The sequence below is a fragment of the Rhizobium sp. BK529 genome (assembly GCF_014194105.1).
GTDB lineage: Bacteria > Pseudomonadota > Alphaproteobacteria > Rhizobiales > Rhizobiaceae > Rhizobium.
Genome location: NZ_JACIAU010000004.1, coordinates 497180 through 513815, shown reverse-complemented (window position 1 = coordinate 513815; position 16636 = coordinate 497180). Strand labels below are relative to the sequence as shown.

General features: G+C 59.1%; 21 protein-coding genes. 15 read left to right on the top strand and 6 right to left on the bottom strand.

Features of this window, described 5'->3' with window-relative positions:
• Positions 1–57: 57 nt before the first annotated feature.
• Genes hslU through hslV form a run of 3 tightly spaced genes read right to left on the bottom strand, consistent with a single transcriptional unit; the run spans position 58 to position 2400 of the window.
• On the bottom strand, positions 58–1365 hold the full coding sequence (gene hslU, locus FHX08_RS25225; protein WP_184327738.1) for an ATP-dependent protease ATPase subunit HslU: 1308 nt from the start codon (positions 1363–1365) through the stop codon (positions 58–60).
• Entirely contained in the window at positions 1362–1886 is a 525-nt protein-coding gene (locus FHX08_RS25220) for a GNAT family N-acetyltransferase (RefSeq protein ID WP_184327737.1), read from the bottom strand. The genes hslU and FHX08_RS25220 overlap by 4 nt, the downstream gene beginning before the upstream one ends.
• Entirely contained in the window at positions 1873–2400 is a 528-nt protein-coding gene (gene hslV, locus FHX08_RS25215) for an ATP-dependent protease subunit HslV (protein WP_132656254.1), read from the bottom strand. Before hslV ends, FHX08_RS25220 begins: the two co-directional genes overlap by 14 nt.
• 177 nt (positions 2401–2577) lie before the next feature.
• On the opposite strand from hslV, the gene hisB reads away from it, so the two are divergent.
• The 9 genes from hisB to coaA all read left to right on the top strand — a co-directional run bounded on the left by hisB (position 2578) and on the right by coaA (position 8007).
• Positions 2578–3186 (top strand): imidazoleglycerol-phosphate dehydratase HisB, encoded by a 609-nt coding sequence (gene hisB, locus FHX08_RS25210; protein ID WP_112545005.1) that lies wholly within the window; start codon positions 2578–2580, stop codon positions 3184–3186.
• A gap of 20 nt (positions 3187–3206) precedes the next feature.
• Complete coding sequence (locus tag FHX08_RS25205; protein ID WP_184327736.1) at positions 3207–3677, top strand: DUF2628 domain-containing protein; 471 nt, start codon at positions 3207–3209, stop codon at positions 3675–3677.
• Entirely contained in the window at positions 3677–4327 is a 651-nt protein-coding gene (gene hisH / locus FHX08_RS25200; protein ID WP_132656248.1) for an imidazole glycerol phosphate synthase subunit HisH, read from the top strand. Before FHX08_RS25205 ends, hisH begins: the two co-directional genes overlap by 1 nt.
• Before the next feature lie 68 nt (positions 4328–4395).
• On the top strand, positions 4396–4575 hold the full coding sequence (locus FHX08_RS25195) for a hypothetical protein (RefSeq protein ID WP_132656246.1): 180 nt from the start codon (positions 4396–4398) through the stop codon (positions 4573–4575).
• Positions 4575–5135, top strand: a complete 561-nt coding sequence (locus FHX08_RS25190; protein ID WP_184327735.1) for a hypothetical protein — start codon at positions 4575–4577, stop codon at positions 5133–5135. The genes FHX08_RS25195 and FHX08_RS25190 overlap by 1 nt, the downstream gene beginning before the upstream one ends.
• 5 nt (positions 5136–5140) lie before the next feature.
• Positions 5141–5887: a 1-(5-phosphoribosyl)-5-[(5-phosphoribosylamino)methylideneamino]imidazole-4-carboxamide isomerase gene (gene hisA, locus FHX08_RS25185; protein WP_184327734.1), complete on the top strand. Its 747-nt coding sequence runs from the start codon at positions 5141–5143 to the stop codon at positions 5885–5887.
• Complete coding sequence (gene hisF / locus FHX08_RS25180) at positions 5887–6675, top strand: imidazole glycerol phosphate synthase subunit HisF (RefSeq protein WP_112970649.1); 789 nt, start codon at positions 5887–5889, stop codon at positions 6673–6675. The genes hisA and hisF overlap by 1 nt, the downstream gene beginning before the upstream one ends.
• A gap of 16 nt (positions 6676–6691) precedes the next feature.
• A complete protein-coding gene (locus FHX08_RS25175; protein ID WP_184327733.1) occupies positions 6692–7015 on the top strand; it encodes a phosphoribosyl-ATP diphosphatase in 324 nt (107 codons plus the stop codon).
• Positions 7012–8007: a type I pantothenate kinase gene (gene coaA / locus FHX08_RS25170; RefSeq protein ID WP_132656236.1), complete on the top strand. Its 996-nt coding sequence runs from the start codon at positions 7012–7014 to the stop codon at positions 8005–8007. Before FHX08_RS25175 ends, coaA begins: the two co-directional genes overlap by 4 nt.
• A 12-nt stretch (positions 8008–8019) precedes the next feature.
• On the opposite strand, the gene FHX08_RS25165 is transcribed toward coaA, so the two are convergent.
• The 3 genes from FHX08_RS25165 to FHX08_RS25155 all read right to left on the bottom strand — a co-directional run bounded on the left by FHX08_RS25165 (position 8020) and on the right by FHX08_RS25155 (position 10803).
• Positions 8020–8631, bottom strand: a complete 612-nt coding sequence (locus tag FHX08_RS25165; protein ID WP_132656234.1) for an alpha-ketoglutarate-dependent dioxygenase AlkB family protein — start codon at positions 8629–8631, stop codon at positions 8020–8022.
• A gap of 1 nt (position 8632) precedes the next feature.
• Positions 8633–9070, bottom strand: coding sequence for an alternative ribosome rescue aminoacyl-tRNA hydrolase ArfB (gene arfB, locus FHX08_RS25160; RefSeq protein WP_132656232.1), 438 nt, complete (start codon positions 9068–9070; stop codon positions 8633–8635).
• A 122-nt stretch (positions 9071–9192) separates the two neighbouring features.
• Positions 9193–10803 (bottom strand): phosphoenolpyruvate carboxykinase, encoded by a 1611-nt coding sequence (locus tag FHX08_RS25155; protein WP_132656230.1) that lies wholly within the window; start codon positions 10801–10803, stop codon positions 9193–9195.
• A 338-nt stretch (positions 10804–11141) separates the two neighbouring features.
• Here FHX08_RS25155 and FHX08_RS25150 point away from each other — a divergent pair, with 338 nt between their 5' ends.
• The 6 genes from FHX08_RS25150 to ahcY all read left to right on the top strand — a co-directional run bounded on the left by FHX08_RS25150 (position 11142) and on the right by ahcY (position 16592).
• Positions 11142–11879, top strand: coding sequence for a response regulator transcription factor (locus FHX08_RS25150; RefSeq protein ID WP_207896885.1), 738 nt, complete (start codon positions 11142–11144; stop codon positions 11877–11879).
• A gap of 75 nt (positions 11880–11954) precedes the next feature.
• Complete coding sequence (locus FHX08_RS25145) at positions 11955–13745, top strand: sensor histidine kinase (RefSeq protein WP_132656226.1); 1791 nt, start codon at positions 11955–11957, stop codon at positions 13743–13745.
• Positions 13742–14182: an HPr kinase/phosphorylase gene (locus tag FHX08_RS25140; RefSeq protein WP_132656224.1), complete on the top strand. Its 441-nt coding sequence runs from the start codon at positions 13742–13744 to the stop codon at positions 14180–14182. The genes FHX08_RS25145 and FHX08_RS25140 overlap by 4 nt, the downstream gene beginning before the upstream one ends.
• A gap of 154 nt (positions 14183–14336) precedes the next feature.
• Positions 14337–14738: a PTS sugar transporter subunit IIA gene (locus FHX08_RS25135; protein WP_007813746.1), complete on the top strand. Its 402-nt coding sequence runs from the start codon at positions 14337–14339 to the stop codon at positions 14736–14738.
• 9 nt (positions 14739–14747) lie between these two features.
• A complete protein-coding gene (locus tag FHX08_RS25130; RefSeq protein WP_132656222.1) occupies positions 14748–15023 on the top strand; it encodes an HPr family phosphocarrier protein in 276 nt (91 codons plus the stop codon).
• A gap of 168 nt (positions 15024–15191) precedes the next feature.
• Complete coding sequence (gene ahcY / locus FHX08_RS25125) at positions 15192–16592, top strand: adenosylhomocysteinase (protein ID WP_132656220.1); 1401 nt, start codon at positions 15192–15194, stop codon at positions 16590–16592.
• Positions 16593–16636: the final 44 nt, after the last annotated feature.

Below are 16636 nucleotides of genomic sequence, written 5' to 3'. Positions count from 1 at the left end.
TTCAGATCGTCAAAGATTTGGCATTGCCGTGCAAAGACGGAAAGCGATGTTTACCGATCACAGGATGAAACGCGACAGATCCGTATTTTGCGCGAGATCCCCTACATGTTCGCGAACATAAGCGGCATCGATCTTCACATCCATGCCGGCACGATCCGGTGCATTATAGGAAATGTCGTCCAGCACCCGCTCCATGACCGTCTGCAGGCGGCGGGCGCCGATATTCTCGACGGAGGAGTTCAGGTGGACGGCGACATCGGCAAGCGCATCAATCGCGTCATCGCTGAAGTCGAGCGTCAGGCTTTCGGTTTCCATCAGCGCCTTGTACTGGCGGATGAGACTTGCCTCGGTCTCCGTCAGGATACGGCGGAAGTCTTCCTTGTTGAGCGGACGGAGTTCGACACGGATCGGCAGGCGGCCCTGCAATTCGGGCAGCAGGTCCGATGGCTTGGAAACATGGAAAGCGCCGGAGGCGATGAAGAGGATGTGGTCCGTCTTCACCGGGCCGTATTTGGTCGAGACCGTCGTGCCTTCGACGAGCGGCAGTAGATCGCGCTGGACGCCTTCGCGAGAAACACCGGCACCGACGCCGCCGTCGCGGGCGGCGATCTTGTCGATCTCGTCGAGGAAGACGATACCGTCGTTCTCGACCGAGCGGACGGCTTCGCGCTGGATGACCTCGTTGTCGATCAGCTTGTCGGACTCATCGCGGATCAGATCCGTGTAAGAGGCTTTCACCGTGGTGCGAACCTTCTTGGTGCGGCCGCCCATTGCTTTGCCGAACATTTCCGACAGGTTCAGAACGCCGATATTGGCGCCCGGCATGCCAGGGATGTCGAATCCGCCCATGCCCGTGCCTGTATCGGCCACTTCGATATCGATTTCTTTGTCGTCCAGTTCGCCGTTGCGCAGCTTCTTGCGGAAACTCTCGCGCGTCGCTGGCGAGGCTGTCGCACCGACCAGCGCATCAAGAACACGTTCTTCGGCGCTCATATGCGCCTTGGCCTGAACTTCGCTGCGCTTCTTTTCACGCACCAGGCCGATACCAACTTCGACGAGGTCGCGAATGATTTGCTCGACGTCGCGGCCGACATAACCGACTTCGGTGAACTTGGTGGCTTCGACCTTGATAAACGGTGCGCCGGCGAGTTTGGCGAGGCGGCGAGAGATTTCCGTCTTGCCGACGCCGGTCGGGCCGATCATCAGGATATTCTTCGGCATGACTTCATCACGCAGGCTCGGATCGAGCTGCTGGCGGCGCCAGCGATTGCGGAGCGCAATCGCCACGGCGCGCTTGGCCTCATGCTGGCCGATAATGTAGCGGTCGAGTTCGGAAACGATCTCGCGGGGGGAAAAAGTGGTCATATCAAATCCGTTTCTTCGGGTGGGTCCATAACCATGAAATAGGCTGGGCCATATATTGATGTTCTCGTGTCGAAATGCCGGAAGCCCGCCTTTTCGTAAGCGCGGATCGCTCTTGCATTCGCGGGATCGGGATCGATCACGATCCTTGTCGCACCGGCGGCGAAAAGCGCGACAGCCATCTGCCTGACGATCGCGCTGCCGTGGCCCTTGCCCAGCAAATCCGCGTCGCCGATCGAGATATCCAGTCCAAGCGTGCCCTTCGGCTGGTCCTGATAGGGATGGCCGTCTTCAAGATGCGGATCGTAGCTCTGCAGGTAGGCGATCGGCGCTCCATCCAGTTCCACGATCATCGGCCGCGTTTCCACGCTCGTCATAGACTCCCTGATCGACGCAAGCTCCTTGTCGACAGCGCCCCACCATTCAGCAATGTGCGGCTCGCCGAGCCAGCGCGCCAGAAGCGGAAAGTCTTCGTCGGCTACATCACGGAATATGTATCGGAGCGCGTTGTCAGCTTTCGGCATCCAGCGTTTCCACGATAACATTGTGGTTCGTGTAGACGCAGATGTCGGCAGCGATATCCAGCGCTCGGCGGGCAATCTCTTCAGCTGACTTGTCCGTGTCGGAAAGCGCAAGAGCTGCGGCAAGCGCGAAATTACCGCCCGAACCGATGGCCGCGACGCCGTGCTCCGGTTCCAGTACATCGCCGTTGCCGGTGATGGCGAGCGTCACCGACTTGTCGGCAACAAGCATCATAGCTTCGAGATTACGCAGATAACGATCGGTGCGCCAATCCTTGGCGAGTTCAACAGCAGCGCGCATCAGCTGGCCCGGATACTGTTCCAGCTTCTTTTCGAGCCTTTCCAGAAGCGTGAAGGCATCAGCGGTAGCGCCGGCAAAACCCGCGATCACTTCGCCCTTACCGATGCGGCGGACCTTGCGCGCGTTGCCCTTCATAACTGTCTGGCCGAGGCTGACTTGGCCATCGCCGGCCACCACGACCTTGCCGCCTTTTCGAACTGTGATAATTGTCGTCATCAAACACCTGTTGCCCCAACTCACGGGCGGTTCCAGCGGGCCGAACATCGGCCCTGTTGGACCCTATGTAAGTCGGCGCGCGGCGATTGCAAATGGCCTGCCTTTTCTGCCTTGCGCTTCTGGATATTTCACAATCCGCCTGATAAGGAACCACCTTGATTTCAAGGAGAAAGCCTTATGGCCGAGACCGCAGCAAGCCGCACCGGCAGCGTTTCCCGCAAGACCAATGAGACGTCCATTTCCGTTTCCGTCAATCTCGACGGTACAGGCAAATCGACGATTTCGACGGGCGTCGGCTTCTTCGACCATATGCTGGACCAGCTGTCGCGACACTCGCTGATCGACATGGAAATCGAGTCCAAGGGTGACCTGCATATCGACGACCATCATACGGTCGAAGATACCGGCATCGCCATCGGCCAGGCGATCGCCAAGGCGCTCGGCGACCGCCGCGGCATTACCCGCTACGCTTCCATTGATCTAGCCATGGATGAGACGATGACGAAGGCTGCCGTCGATCTCTCGGGCCGTCCCTTCCTCGTTTGGAATGTTTCCTTCAGCGCCCCGAAGATCGGCACTTTCGACACGGAACTGGTACGTGAATTCTTTCAGGCGCTTGCCCAGAATGCCGGGATCACGCTGCATATTCTCAACCACTACGGTGCCAACAACCACCATATTGCAGAGACATGCTTCAAGGCTGTCGCCCGCGTTCTGCGTACGGCGACAGAGATCGATCCGCGGCAGGCCGGCCGTGTTCCCTCGACCAAGGGCACGCTTGCCTGAGCCCCAGCAGGGAGCGACAGATGGCATCCAGCTATGTTTTTCTTGTTCCACCGGACGGGCGGCGCGAGGACACGCGCACGATCCGCGACGGCTTTGCCTTCTTGGCCTTCTTATTTCCGTGGATCTGGCTCCTGGCACACCGGCTCTGGTTCCATGCGATCATCGCTTTTGCACTTCAGGCAATTGGCGGCATGCTGACGGAAGAGCCGGGCTTCGGGCCAGCGGGAATGGCGCTCGCATTTGCCGTCAACCTGTTCGTCGGACTCGAGGGACAGAATTTCCGCATCCGCAATCTCGCGTTCCGCGGCTGGCGAGAGGATGCGGCGATCGGCGCGCCCTCACTCGAGCTTGCGGAAGAGATCTATTTTTCCAACATCGAGACCGGTGCCGATACCAAGGCGCCTGAATGGAACCAGGCTGCCGGTCTGCAGGCGTGGTCTGGACATTCCACGTCGCTCGGTCTCTTCGGCTTTGATGGAGGGCGCAAATAATGCGCGTCGCAATTATCGATTACGGCTCGGGCAATCTGCGCTCGGCGACGAAGGCTTTCGAACGTGCGGCCCGCGAAGCCGGCATCGAGGCGGAGATCAATCTCACCGACAAGGCGGAGATTGTCGCAGCGGCTGACCGTATCGTTCTGCCAGGCGTTGGCGCCTATGCCGATTGCCGCCATGGACTTGACGCTGTACCCGGCATGACGGAAGCCCTGCTTGAAGGCGTCGAGAAGAAGGCGCGGCCCTTCCTCGGCATCTGCGTCGGTATGCAACTCATGTCCTCGCGCGGTCTCGAAAAAACGACGACGCAGGGCTTTAGCTGGATTCGCGGTGACGTCGTCGAGATGACGCCTGCCGATCCGGAACTGAAAATCCCGCAGATCGGCTGGAATACATTAGATCTCCAGCACACCCACCCGCTTTTCGACGGTATTCCGACCGGGCCGGATGGATTGCATGCCTATTTCGTGCACTCTTATCATCTCGCTGCTGAAAATGCTGGTGACGTGATCGCCACCACAGACTATGGCGGGCCGATGACCGCCTTCGTCGGGCGGGACAATATGGCTGGTTCGCAGTTTCACCCCGAGAAGAGCCAGAGGCTCGGGCTGGCGCTGATCGCGAATTTCCTGCGCTGGGCGCCGTAAGGGCTGGCTTTTAATATCGGCGCCTTATTTCCCTTGTAATTGAAAAGCCAAGGACAGGAGCGCGCTCGATGCCGGCTTCGCAGAAATCAGGCAAGATCTTTTACATGCTGCGGCCTTCCAGAGAGGGACAGCCGCCTTTTGTCGATATCAAGCTGCCGGGCGGAACGACTATCCGGCAGGTCGACGAGGCGATCCATCGCAAAGCGCTCTCCAATGCCGCCAAGGCGCTCAAAGAGAGGCTCGATTGATGATGCATGAAAGCTTCCCCGGAAACGAGAATTCCATGTTGCGGTCGAACGGCAGCGTCAGCGCCGTGGATCTCGCCGAAGCGGTGCTGGAATTTTACATCGAAGGCGAAGACGATTTGATCGGCCTGCTCGCCTATGCACTCTATGAGCGCCAGAAGCGGGATTTCATCGTCAGCCATCGCAAGCGCAATGCCGGCCGTTCGCCGAACGAAGCAGAAATCGCGGCCGTGACAAGCAACTATCTCTCGGCCGATTTGCGCAATACGCTGCGCGATCGCGCATCGCAGATCCTTTCGAGCTATGCCGAGACCTATGTCGAGGCCATGGAACCGCAGATTCAGCTCGTCGCCACCAACAGCGAGGCGTTGCGCCAGGTGCGCGATATCGAAAAGTCTGTGAAAAGGCGCACCGGCTTCTGGCGCCAGGTCCGGGTCGGCTTCACCGTGACGTTGCTGCTGATCGCGCTTTTCGCCGCGGCCACCATTGCCGCTGTCTTTTTCCGTTCGGATATCGTAGATGCGTGGAATGCATTGATAGTGCCCATGATGTTACGGACTTGAGACGAATGATCCTTTTTCCCGCGATCGACCTGAAGGACGGACAATGCGTTCGCCTGAAGCTCGGCGACATGCAACAGGCAACGGTCTACAACACCGATCCGGCCGCCCAGGCGAAATCCTTCGAAGAACAGGGATTCGAATGGCTGCATGTGGTCGATCTCGACGGCGCCTTTGCGGGACATTCGGCCAATGGCGACGCCGTCGAGGCGATTCTGAAGGCCACGAAGAACCCGGTTCAGCTCGGTGGCGGCATCCGCACGCTCGACCATATCGAAAGCTGGCTGTCGCGCGGGCTGCGCCGCGTGATCCTAGGCACAGTTGCGGTGCGCGACCCGGCGCTCGTCCTTGAAGCCTGCAAGAAGTTTCCGGGCCGCGTTGCTGTCGGTATCGACGCCAAGGGCGGCAAGGTAGCCGTCGAAGGCTGGGCTGAGGCATCCGAACTCGGCATCATCGAACTCGCGAAGAAATTCGAAGGCGCTGGCGTTGCCGCGATCATCTATACGGATATCGACCGCGACGGTATTCTGACGGGTATCAACTGGGCATCAACGCTGGAACTGGCGGGTGCCGTTTCCATTCCGGTTATCGCATCGGGCGGCCTTGCCTCGATCGACGATATCAAGCGCATGCTGCGGCCGGACGCCCGCAAGCTCGAAGGCGCCATTTCCGGCCGTGCCCTCTACGACGGTCGGATCGATCCGAAAGAGGCGCTCGATCTCATCAAGGCTGAACGGGCGAAGGAGACTGCATAATGAGCCTGAAGGCCCGAGTGATCCCCTGCCTCGACGTCAAGGACGGCCGTGTCGTCAAGGGCGTCAACTTCCTCAACCTGGTCGATGCCGGCGATCCTGTCGAAGCGGCCAAGGCCTATGATGCGGCCGGTGCCGACGAACTCTGCTTTCTCGACATCACCGCTTCTTCGGACAACCGCGAGACGATTTTCGATGTCGTGGCGCGCACCGCCGAACAGTGCTTCATGCCGCTTACCGTCGGCGGTGGTGTTCGCACCATAGCCGATATCCGCAAGCTGCTGCTTTGCGGCGCCGACAAGGTCTCGATCAATTCAGCAGCTGTCAATAATCCGGATTTCGTCGCCGAAGCCGCCGATAAGTTCGGCGACCAGTGCATCGTCGTGTCGATCGATGCCAAGCGCCGGCTGACGCAACAGGTTGGCGGCGACAATCTCAGCGCCTGGGAAATCTACACGCATGGCGGTCGCAACGCGACCGGTATCGATGCGGTGGAATTCGCCCAGAAGATGGTCGCCCGCGGCGCCGGCGAATTGCTCGTCACCTCCATGGACCGCGACGGCACGAAGATCGGCTATGATCTGGAGCTAACACGGGCGATAGCCGATTCCGTCCGCGTGCCCGTCATCGCCTCTGGCGGTGTGGGCGATCTTGACGATCTCGTGGCCGGCGTGAAGGAAGGCCATGCCAATGCGGTGCTCGCCGCATCAATCTTCCACTTCGGCACCTATTCCGTTGGCGAAGCAAAACACTACATGTCCGAGCGCGGCATCGCGATGCGCCTCGACTGAGTTTGAAAGCAGGACCATGAGCGGATTTTCCCTTTCCGACCTCGAGCGGATCGTCGACGAGCGGGCGAAGGCCTCCCCGGACGAATCCTGGACCGCCAAGCTGGTGGCTGGCGGACAGCAGAAAGCAGCCAAGAAGCTAGGCGAAGAAGCGATTGAAGCGGTTATGGCGGCCGTCGCCAATGACCGCGATAACCTCACCTACGAAGCAGCCGACGTTCTCTATCACCTATTGGTCGTATTGAAGATTGCTGAAATACCGGTAGAGAATGTCATGACCGAACTTGCGCGGCGAACCGCGCAAACCGGCCTCAAGGAAAAGGCCAGCCGGCAGAGTTCATGAGTATCGCAACGCAGATTATCGGAGTGGCGGAAAAGGTGGATGACTTCCAGACCGCTTCTTATTCTCCCTATCATTTCTTCAGCTCGGATCAGTGGGCAAAGTTTCGTGCCGATACGCCGCTGACGCTGACAGGAGATGAGGTCAAGCGACTTCGCTCCATGGGCGACCCTATCGACCTTGATGAAGTCAGGCGCATTTATCTGTCGCTGTCACGCCTGCTTTCAGCGCATGTCGAATCCTCGCAGTTGCTGTTCAAGCAGCGCAACCGGTTCCTCAGCCTGTCGAATGTGACCAAGACGCCGTTCGTGATCGGCATTGCCGGATCGGTGGCCGTCGGCAAATCCACGACGGCGCGTATTCTGAAAGAATTGCTCGGACGCTGGCCTTCCAGCCCGAAGGTCGATCTTGTCACCACAGACGGTTTTCTTCATCCCAACGCTGTACTGAAGCGCGAGAACCTGATGCAGCGCAAGGGTTTTCCGGAAAGTTACGATACAGGCGCGATCCTGCGTTTCCTGTCGGCGATCAAGGCCGGCCTGCCGGATGTGAAGGCGCCTTCTTATTCGCACCTCGTCTACGACGTGCTGCCGGACGAATACAAGATCGTCGACCGGCCTGACATCCTCATCTTCGAGGGCATCAATGTCCTGCAGTCACGCGACCTGCCGGCCGACGGCAAGATCGTGCCGATGGTCTCCGACTTCTTCGACTTTTCGATCTATATCGACGCCGAGGAAACGCAGATCCACAACTGGTATGTAACGCGTTTTATGCGGCTCCGGGAAACGGCCTTCCGAGATCCGAATTCTTACTTCCATCGCTACGCATCGATCAGCGAGGAGGAAGCCATGGCGATCGCCGAGGACCTCTGGGCGAATATCAACCTGAAAAACCTGCGCCAGAACATTCTGCCGACGCGACCGCGTGCCGATCTCATCCTGCGCAAGGGCAAGGATCATCTGATCGAACAGGTGGCTCTGCGCAAGCTGTAGAATCTGAACGATTCAGGGGTTCACGCGGCGGAGCGTCAGGTTGATGCGGCCGCCGTTCTTCAAAAGCGTCGAGGTCGCCGGATAGATGCGGTCGACGCCGTGGAAGCAGAGCCGGCCTTCCCCGCCGAGAATGACGAGATCACCGCTCGACAGTTTGAGGGACATGGTCTTGTCGTTCCGGTTCAGTCCACCCACGCGAAACAGGCAGGCATTGCCGAGCGAAATCGAGACGACCGGTGCCTTTAGGTCACTCTCATCCTTATCCTGATGCAGGCCCATGCGCGCCTCATCCGAATAGAAATTGACGAGGCAGGCCTCCGGCTGCTTGTCGTAGCCCGATACGTCGTTCCAGATTTCCAGCAATTCCTGAGGGATCGCCGGCCACGGCTTGCCTGTCGCCGGATGCATCGGCTGATAGCGATAGCCGCGCTCCTTATCCGTCACCCAGCCGAGCGAACCGCAATTGGTCATGCGCACCGACATCGGCTTGCCGGTGCCAGGCATGACCGGCACGTAGAGCGGCGCTTCAGCGACGATCATCCTGATGATGCCGATCAACGCGTCCTGGCGGCTGCGATCCAGATATTCCGGAAGATGGCGGATGCCGCTTAGAAGCTCCCGCATGTCATTCGCTGCCGGCCGGGCGGCCGCGCATCTTCTTGACTTCCGAGCGGCCGGATTTTTCCTTCAGGCGCCGCTCGACCGAACCCTTGGTCGGCTTGGTCTTCTTGCGCGGCGGTGGTGGCGACTTGGCGGCCTCGAGGATCAATTCCTTCAGCCGCTCGCGCGCATCCTCGCGATTGCGCTCCTGGCTGCGGAAGCGGCTGGCCTCGATCATCAGCACGCCGTCCTTCGACATGCGCCGGCCGGCAAGCTTGATCGCATTGGCCTTCACCCGCTCGTTAAGCGAAGGCGAATTCGGAATGTTGAAGAAGAGTTGGACGGCGGTCGAGACCTTGTTGACATTCTGACCGCCAGGGCCACCTGCCAGAACGAACTGTTCCGTCAGCTCCCATCCTGCGATGGTGATCCTGTCGTTAATATAGAGCGCGTCGCTGGCCATACCGCCTTCTAGCGCAAAATGGCTGCAAATTGAAAGCGGATGAAATCCGGCGACTGGGCGACCGGAAACCCGGCGCTAGGAACACCGGGTTTCACGTGAATCGCCAAGGATTTATTGGCGAATTACTCGGCGGCGGCCTTGACACCTGGCGCTGCGTCGCGCACGCCGCCGTCGACATGATCCTCGAACTTGGCGAAGTTGGTGATGAACATGGAGACCAACTTTTCAGCCTGCGCGTCGTAGGCCGGCTTATCGGCCCAGGTCGAGCGCGGGTCGAGAATGCCCGTATCGAGGCCTTCGACCGCAACCGGAACGGCAAATCCAAAATTCGGATCCGTACGGAGTTCAACCTTTGCGAGCTCGCCGGAGAGGGCCGCCGTCAGCAGTGCTCGGGTTGCCCTGATCGGCATGCGTTTGCCGGTACCGTAAGCACCGCCGGTCCAGCCGGTGTTTACGAGCCAGCATTCGACTCCGTGGCGCCGGATGAGCTCCTTCAGCAGATTGCCGTATTCGGCCGGATGGCGCGGCATGAAAGGTGCGCCGAAGCAAGTCGAGAAAGTCGCTTCCGGCTCCGTGACACCCTTTTCCGTGCCCGCCACCTTGGCAGTGTAGCCGGACAGGAAGTGGTACATGGCCTGATCCGGTGTCAGCTTGGCGATTGGCGGCATCACGCCGAAAGCATCAGCCGTCAGCATGATGATGGTCTTCGGATGACCGGCAAGGCCGGTTTCCGATGCGTTCGGAATGAAGTCCATCGGATAGGCGCAGCGGGTATTTTCCGTCAGCGACGCATCGTCAAAATCCGGCTCGCGCTTCTCGTCGAGGACGACGTTTTCAAGCACGGTGCCGAAACGTTGAGTGGTCGCATAGATTTCTGGCTCGGCTTCCGCCGACAGACGGATGGTCTTGGCGTAGCAGCCACCTTCGAAATTGAAGATGCCGTTTTCGCCCCAGCCATGCTCGTCGTCGCCGATCAGCGTGCGGGATGGGTCGGCCGAGAGCGTCGTCTTGCCCGTACCTGACAGGCCGAAAAAGACCGCAGCGTCACCTGCCGGGCCGACATTGGCCGAGCAGTGCATCGGCATGACGCCCTTGGCGGGCAGCAGGTAGTTCAGCACAGTGAAGACCGATTTCTTCATCTCGCCGGCATAGGAGGTGCCGGCGATCAGAACGATACCGTTGGTCAGATCGCATGCGATCACCGTTTCGGTGCGGCAGCCGTAGCGTTCCGGATCGGCCTTGAAGCTCGGCAGATCGATGATCGTCAGCTTCGGCGCAAAATCTGCAAGCGCATCGGCCTTCGGACGGATCAGCAGATTACGGATGAAGAGCGAGTGCCAGGCAAATTCGGTCACGACGCGCGTCGGCAGCGACTGGCCCGCGTCGGCCCCGCCGATGAGATCCTGCACGAAAAGATCCTTGCCGACGGCATGGGCCAACATGTCCTTATGCAGCAGGGCGAAATGCTCCGGCGACATCGGCTTGTTGTTGTCCCACCAGATCTGACCATCCGTATTCTCATCGCGGACGAAGAACTTGTCGCGCGGAGAACGGCCCGTGTGCTGGCCAGTGGTGGCTCGAAGAGCGCCCTGGGCTGTCAGTTCGGCCTCTCCTCGGCGAATCGCTTCCTCGTAGAGAAGAGCGGCGGAAAGGTTGTAACGGACGCTCCGTACGTCGCTGAAACCGATCGTCGCCAGCTCGATTGCCTGGTTGTGAACTCCGAACGTCTCCATAGCTTTTCCCTTCGCTGAGGCGCCTTGGCCGTTAAAATATGCGCGAAAGTAAGAGGAGAAATTTTAAATGGCAATAGATATAATTTCAGAAAATATAACAATATCAGATAATTAATCGATTTAAATCTGGAGAATTCATTTTAAATCGTTTGAAGGCGTCCTGTTGAAACAACTTGTCGCACGACTTACGATTGCGGCCTGATCAGCGCTGGCAATCTACCCCTTTATCTTTGCCACAATTTGTTCCACCTTTATCCTCCATAAGCGCAACCGGTCCTAAAGACCGCCTGGGGAGACGAAATCCGGGAGATTGCGCACTGATGACGGAGATGAATACCATGCCGACAATCGCGCTCGTTGACGACGACCGCAATATTCTCACTTCCGTGTCGATCGCACTGGAAGCCGAGGGATATAAGGTCGAGACCTATACGGATGGCGCTTCGGCGCTGGATGGTCTGCTTGCCCGCCCGCCGCAACTGGCGATCTTCGATATCAAGATGCCGCGTATGGACGGCATGGAGCTGCTTCGCCGCCTTCGCCAGAAGTCGGACATGCCGGTCATCTTCCTCACCTCCAAGGATGAAGAGATCGATGAGCTGTTCGGCCTGAAAATGGGCGCCGACGATTTCATTACCAAGCCGTTCTCCCAGCGCCTGCTGGTCGAGCGCGTTCGCGCCGTTCTGCGCCGCGCGTCGAGCCGAGAGGCGGCAGCGGCCGGCGGCGGCGCCGTCGTTGGCGCGCCGAAGGCCGGCGCGGTTCAGCAAGCCCGCTCACTCGAGCGCGGCCAGCTCGTCATGGACCAGGAGCGCCATACCTGCACCTGGAAGGGCGAGCCAGTCACCCTCACCGTTACCGAATTCCTAATCCTGCATTCGCTTGCGCAGCGGCCGGGTGTGGTGAAAAGCCGCGATGCCCTAATGGATGCCGCCTATGACGAACAGGTGTATGTTGATGACCGCACCATCGACAGCCACATCAAGCGGCTACGCAAGAAGTTCAAGATGGTCGATACGGACTTTGATATGATTGAAACGCTTTACGGAGTGGGCTACCGCTTCCGCGAAGCAGCCTGACGCCGAAAGGCGCAGCAAGAGACGATTGAGGGTGGCGGGCCTGCCAGGCTGGCCCCGCCCTCCGAAAGGGTGTCATTGGCACAGTTGGTGCAGGAAAGGGATCTGGATGATGCGGAGGGCGTAAGCACGCGCCGCGTCAAGGGCCGGCGTTGGTCGCATCCCTTCACCCTGATCCGCCGTATCTTCGGCAATGCCGTTTTCTCGAGCCTGACGCGCCGCATCGTCTTCTTCAACCTCGCGGCCCTGCTCGTTCTCGTCGGTGGTATTCTCTATCTCAACCAGTTTCGCGAGGGGCTGATTGACGCGCGCGTCGAAAGTCTGCTGACGCAGGGCGAAATCATCGCCGGTGCGGTTTCAGCTTCCGCTTCCGTCGATACGAATTCGATCACCATCGATCCGCAGAAACTGCTCGAGCTGCAGGCCGGCCAGAGCATTACGCCGGTGCCAAATGACGAGGATCTGGAATTCCCGATCGATCCGGAAAAGGTAGCGCCTGTTCTTCGTCGGCTGATCTCGCCGACCCGCACGCGCGCCCGCATCTTCGATGCCGATGCCAATCTGCTGCTCGATTCCCGTCACCTTTATTCTCGTGGGCAGGTTCTGCGTTTCGACCTGCCGCCGGTGGAGGAGGAAAAGCAGACTTGGGGCGAATGGTTCACCGCCCTCTTCAACAAGGCACTGCAGCCGGGCAATCTGCCTGTCTATAAGGAGGCGCCGGGCGGCGATGGATCTATCTATCCCGAAGTGATGAATGCACTGACGGGTGTGCGCGGCGCAGTCGTGCGCACGACGGAAAAGGGCGAGCTGATCGTTTCGGTCGCGGTGCCGATCCAGCGCTTCCGGGCCGTGCTCGGCGTATTGCTGCTGTCGACGCAGGCTGGCGATATCGACAATATCGTCCATGCCGAGCGTCTCGCCATCATGCGCGTCTTCGGCGTCGCGACGCTCGTGAACGTCCTCTTGTCGCTCGTTCTCTCCTCGACGATCGCCAATCCCTTGCGCCGCCTTTCGGCCGCCGCTATCCGGGTGCGTCGCGGCGCGAAGGAGCGCGAGGAAATCCCTGATTTTTCCGTACGTCAGGACGAGATCGGCAACCTTTCCATCGCGCTGCGCGAAATGACGACAGCTCTCTACGACCGTATCGATGCGATCGAAAGCTTTGCAGCCGACGTCAGCCATGAGCTGAAGAACCCGCTGACCTCGCTGCGCAGCGCCGTCGAAACCCTGCCGCTCGCCAAATCCGACGATTCCAAGAAGCGGCTAATGGACGTCATCCAGCACGATGTCCGCCGCCTCGACCGTCTGATTAGCGATATCTCGGATGCTTCTCGTCTCGATGCCGAGCTTGCGCGCGTCGATGCTGGCTCAGTGGATCTGGAAGTCTTTCTGCGCGACCTCATCGAGGTGTCGCGCCAGATCCGCAGCAACAAGAAGAAGGTCGAGATCGAATATGTCGTGGATCGCAAGTCGAACGTCAAGACGCGCTTCGTCGTCAAGGGACACGACCTGCGTATTGGACAGATCATCACTAACCTTATCGAGAACGCCCGCTCCTTCGTGCCGGAGCAGGACGGCAAGATCACTGTGCGTCTGGTCCGCACCCGCTCCCGTTGCGTCGTCTATATCGAAGACAACGGGCCGGGCATCCAGGCCGAGAATATCGACCGCATCTTCGAGCGCTTTTATACCGACCGGCCGGAATCCGAAGGCTTCGGCCAGAATTCCGGCCTCGGGCTTTCCATCAGCCGACAGATCGCCGAGGCGCATGGCGGCTCGTTACGGGCTGAAAACATCGTCGACGATGAAAGCGGCAAGCTGCTTGGCGCCCGCTTCATCCTTGCCCTTCCGGCCGATGCCTCGGCATGATCAACATCCACGCCACCGCAATTGTCATTGGAAAGACTGGGTTGCTGTTCACCGGCCCCTCAGGCTGGGGCAAGTCGATGACCGCTTTTATCTGCATGGCGGAGGCGCGAAGGCAGGGACTTTTCTCTGCCCTCGTGGCCGACGATCAGGTGTTTCTTTCGAAGCAGGACGGCGCACTTATTGCCACCTGCCCGCCTGCCATTGCCGGACTAATCGAATTGCGCGGAACCGGCATCATAAGGCATGACCATATTGTCCAGGCGGCGATGCACTTCGCGATCCTGCCAGGCAGCGCGACGGGTGAGAACAGGCTCCCTCCAGAGGGGGAAACCACCATCCTCGCCGAGGGTTTCGAGCTGCCTGTATTGCGGTTGTTGCCCCATCTCTCTCTGCCCCTTGCGGTGCTGATGGCAAAAGCGCCGGAAATCGGAAGCTGAGGTCTTCCGGACGGCCCTATACGGCCTATATATTTATATTTTTATCTTGCACTTCGGCTTTTGATCGCCAAGATGTGCCCCCACCGGTGGACGTAATTGCTGCGTTGCGATATTGGGGCCACCGTTTGCGTATGCCATTGGGAGCAGTAATATCATGATCGGACTTGTGCTTGTCACTCATGGCAAGCTGGCTGAAGAGTTTCGTCATGCCGTAGAGCACGTCGTCGGTCCTCAGAAATTCATCGAAACGGTCTGCATTGGACCGGAAGACGATATGGACCAAAGACGACAGGACATTCTCGAAGCTGTTTCCGGCGCAGACGATGGCCACGGCGTCGTCATTCTCACCGACATGTTCGGCGGCACACCTTCCAATCTCGCAATCTCTGTCATGAGCAGCGGCCACACCGAAGTTATCGCCGGCGTCAACCTGCCGATGCTGATCAAGCTTGCCGGCGTGCGCGGCGAAAACAATATGGAAAAGGCGCTCGCCGAGGCTTCCGAGGCAGGGCGCAAATACATCAATGTCGCGAGCCGGGTGCTGAGCGGAAAATAGAAAGCCTTCATGACGTCGCTCTCCCGGGAATTGCTCATCATCAACAAGCGCGGTCTGCACGCGCGTGCCTCCGCGAAATTCGTTCAGACCGTCGACGCCTTCGACGCGACGATCACCGTTTCCAAGGATGGTATGACGGTTGGCGGCACCTCCATCATGGGCCTGATGATGCTCGCGGCGAGCCCCGGCTCCAGCGTCGTCGTCTCTGCCACCGGCAACCAGGCCGCCGAAGCACTGGATGCGCTTGACCAGCTCATCCAAAACAAGTTCGGCGAAGAAATCTGATCTTCAGAGCCATATAAAGATATAAAGACTTCTTTATATCTCCGTTGCCATTCCGGTTGAAGCCTGCTAAACGGCGAACATGCTGTGCATTCCGCACGCGTTGATCCGTCGCGCGGTCACGTCGCGTCCTTGCGATGTTTTTGAGACGTTTTCAGCCTGGAGAACCCTATGAGCACTGAAAAAGACTATGTCGTCGCCGATATCGGCCTTGCAGATTTCGGCCGCAAGGAAATCACCATCGCCGAAACCGAAATGCCGGGCCTCATGGCCTCCCGTGCTGAATTCGGTGAATCCCAACCGCTGAAGGGCGCGCGCATCACCGGCTCGCTGCATATGACGATCCAGACCGCCGTTCTCATCGAGACATTGGTCGCCCTCGGCGCCGAAGTTCGCTGGGCTTCCTGCAACATTTTCTCGACCCAGGACCATGCCGCAGCGGCAATCGCCGCCGCCGGTATCCCGGTATTTGCCATCAAGGGTGAATCCCTCGTCGACTACTGGAACTACACCGACAAGATATTCCAGTGGGCTGATGGCGGCCTATCCAATATGATCCTCGACGATGGCGGCGACGCCACCATGTACATCCTGCTTGGCGCCCGCGCCGAAGCCGGTGAGGACGTTCTCTCGAACCCCCATTCCGAAGAAGAAGAAATTCTCTTCGCCCAGATCAAGAAGCGGCTGACAGCAACGCCTGGCTGGTTTACCAAGCAGCGCGATGCCATCAAGGGCGTCACCGAAGAAACCACCACGGGCGTCAATCGCCTCTATCAGCTCAGCCAGAAGGGCCTGCTGCCCTTCCCGGCAATCAACGTCAACGATTCCGTCACCAAGTCGAAGTTCGATAACAAGTATGGCTGCAAGGAATCGCTGGTCGACGGCATCCGCCGCGGCACCGACGTGATGATGGCCGGCAAGGTCGCCGTCGTCTGCGGTTACGGCGACGTCGGCAAAGGTTCTGCCGCTTCGCTCTCCGGCGCCGGCGCCCGCGTCAAGGTCACGGAAGCCGATCCGATCTGCGCCCTGCAGGCCGCCATGGACGGCTATGAAGTCGTTCTGCTCGAGGATGTCGTTTCCTCCGCCGATATCTTCATCACCACGACCGGCAACAAGGACGTCATCCGGATCGATCACATGCGTCAGATGAAGGACATGGCGATCGTCGGCAATATCGGCCACTTCGACAACGAAATCGAAGTCGCGGCGCTGCGTAACCTCAAGTGGACCAACGTCAAACCGCAGGTCGACCTGATCGAGTTCCCGAAGGGCAACCGCATTATCCTTCTCTCCGAAGGCCGCCTCCTCAACCTCGGTAATGCAACAGGCCACCCATCCTTCGTCATGTCGGCCTCGTTCACCAACCAGACGCTGGCCCAGATCGAGCTCTTCACCAAGCCCGGTCAGTACGAGAACAAGGTCTACATCCTGCCGAAGCATCTGGACGAGAAGGTTGCGCGCCTTCACCTCGACAAGCTCGGCGTGAAGCTTACCCAGCTTAGCGAAGAGCAGGCTGCCTATATCGGCGTGAAGCCGCAGGGTCCGTTCAAGTCCGACCACTACAGATACTGATTTCACCTTCAATATCCACAAGATGTGGTAGCTCCGGCATTGAC